This is a genomic window from Dictyobacter arantiisoli, assembly GCF_008326305.1.
Classification (GTDB): domain Bacteria; phylum Chloroflexota; class Ktedonobacteria; order Ktedonobacterales; family Ktedonobacteraceae; genus Dictyobacter; species Dictyobacter arantiisoli.
The window spans coordinates 1-1,960 of the sequence record NZ_BIXY01000213.1; the positions used below are offsets into that span (position 1 = coordinate 1).

At 48.3% G+C, this 1,960-nt stretch carries 2 protein-coding genes and 1 pseudogene; 2 read left to right on the plus strand and 1 reads right to left on the minus strand.

Annotation, left to right across the window (positions count from 1 at the left end; genetic code table 11):
• Nucleotides 1-231 precede the first annotated feature (231 nt).
• Both F1593_RS27850 and F1593_RS27855 read left to right on the plus strand, forming a co-directional pair.
• The gene (locus F1593_RS27850) at nucleotides 232-924 is read left to right on the plus strand and encodes an HAD family hydrolase (RefSeq protein ID WP_149404810.1); all 693 of its coding nucleotides are present in this window, start codon (nucleotides 232-234) and stop codon (nucleotides 922-924) included.
• A 104-nt stretch (nucleotides 925-1,028) separates the two neighbouring features.
• Nucleotides 1,029-1,226: pseudogene (locus F1593_RS27855) on the plus strand (PhzF family phenazine biosynthesis protein); the annotation flags it as partial.
• An 83-nt stretch (nucleotides 1,227-1,309) separates the two neighbouring features.
• Here the strand turns inward: F1593_RS27855 and F1593_RS27860 are convergent.
• Complete coding sequence (locus F1593_RS27860; protein WP_149404812.1) at nucleotides 1,310-1,546, minus strand: hypothetical protein; 237 nt, start codon at nucleotides 1,544-1,546, stop codon at nucleotides 1,310-1,312.
• Nucleotides 1,547-1,960 lie beyond the last annotated feature (414 nt).

The window sequence follows — 1,960 nt, forward strand, 5'->3', positions numbered from 1 at the left end:
ATGGATCGTGTCGGCGTGTGCAATGTTGCCCGACAGATGCGCTATTTTGATGCATCGTATGACAAGGCTCTTGATCTCTTGCTCACTGGCTACTGTTCCGTTTTTTAGAATTGGAAAGCCCTGGGTTTTCAATCGACAATTTCAAGAGCTAAGCCCGAATATGATATGATGAAGAGTCTGAAGTGGCAGCGTGCTTATAAATAATTTTATCCCGCGACGAAAGGTTTCCCGATGATCAGTGCATTGATCTTTGATTTTGATGGTCTTATTATAGATACAGAAGTGTCTGCATATCAATCCTGGCAAGAAGTATATCAAGAATATCAGAGCTTTCTTCCGTTGGATGTCTGGGCTACGTGTATTGGCACAGGAATTGATGCTTTTGATCCCCATGCCTATCTGGAATCCCTGCTGGGCAAGGAGATTCCGCATGAGTCGATAGCTGAGCGCCGCTTGCAGCGCCATCTGGCTTTGATCGACGCTCTCTCTGCGCTTCCGGGAGTGGAGGAGTATATTGATGAGGCTCATCGTATGGGATTAAAGATCGCGGTGGCGTCCAGTTCTCCTCGAGCCTGGGTGGTGCGACATCTGACCCGTCTGGGCCTATTGGATAAGTTTGATGCGATGAAGTTTGGGGATGAGGTGACACATAAGAAGCCACATCCAGAGCTCTATCAATCGGCACTAGATTTGTTGGGCGTGAAGGCGGATGAGGCGATCGCTTTAGAGGATTCGCCCAATGGCGTGCGTGCAGCCCAGAATGCTGGTATTTTCTGCATCGCTATTCCTAATCCCATTACAGGTCAACTCCCTCTGGACCATGCTGACCTGCTGCTCTCTTCAATGGCCTCATTGCCGCTGGCACAATTGATCGAGCAGGTAGAGGCGAAGCGGCAGGCTCTCATCCTGGAACAGAGCAAGTAAACTAATCGCATAGTGTGAAGCCATCCTACGTGCACTATCACGTGGCTGTTTCTTTTGGCTGCGCAATCTACAGATTGTATATCAAGCATTGCTGGGGATTGCGTGTGGGTGTCAATGAAGATCCTGTAACTGGATCGGCTCATTGTTGTCTGGCTCCCTATTGGGGCCAGAAACTCGGTCGTGATACGCTGCTGGGCTATCAAGCTTCAAAACGCGGCGGCCTGGTACGCGTGCAACTGAATGGAGAGCGTGTCTTGCTGGGCGGACAGGCCGTCACGGTGATGAAGGGCGAACTACTCTAACAGATAATTCCCATTGGATATGATAGCGATAGAACAGGCCAGCAACGGATATTGAACGCTGTTGGCCTGTTCTATCTTTTAAATTATGCGCTTTTCTGGATTACGTGCGAGATTTCTCCCGTCAGGCTATAGCAGATAGCTTCGCTATTGGGAAAATAGAGTTTAAAGGCATTTTCAACGACCCTGCCGTGTTTATCGCGGCTGGGTTCCTCATGTACATAGTGGCAGACGATAGCTTCACCATTTTTGACATCGCCCTCATAGCTGCGAATTAAGCGGAGGGCATTAGCTGTAATTGTTGTGCAATAAAGTGTCTTCATGTGTCTGATAACCTTGTCTTGTACCGGCAATGCGGTTGTTAGTGACATCTCCCCACATGAATGAACAGGTAGTATGAGGTTTCATTAGTGATGTCAGCAATAAGAAGTAGAGGACCAGAACTTTCAACAGTGAAGTGGTCTGACCAGGAGGGGATGCCTGGAATAGTTCAGCATCGTTAAGAGAATACTACCATAGGATGAGTGAAATTGCGAGTGCTGGTATCACAAACGCATCAAATTGCGCAGAACACAGGCATACGGAGAGCGCTTTGCGACGATAAAGGAAGCTGAGGGTGCGCGTCATTTTTTTGCGGGAGGCTTGGCAGGAGAAAAGAAAGATGATACACTGGAAGCAGTAAAGAGTGGAGGATGAGATGGAAGAAGCAATGGACAAAGAATGGCGCGATTTAAGCG

Bases quoted from the DNA above. Each gene is read 5' to 3' on its own strand.
- F1593_RS27850 (WP_149404810.1), top strand. From the start codon at position 232: ATGATCAGTGCATTGATCTTTGATTTTGATGGTCTTATTATAGATACA.
- F1593_RS27860 (WP_149404812.1), bottom strand. From the start codon at position 1,546: ATGAAGACACTTTATTGCACAACAATTACAGCTAATGCCCTCCGCTTA.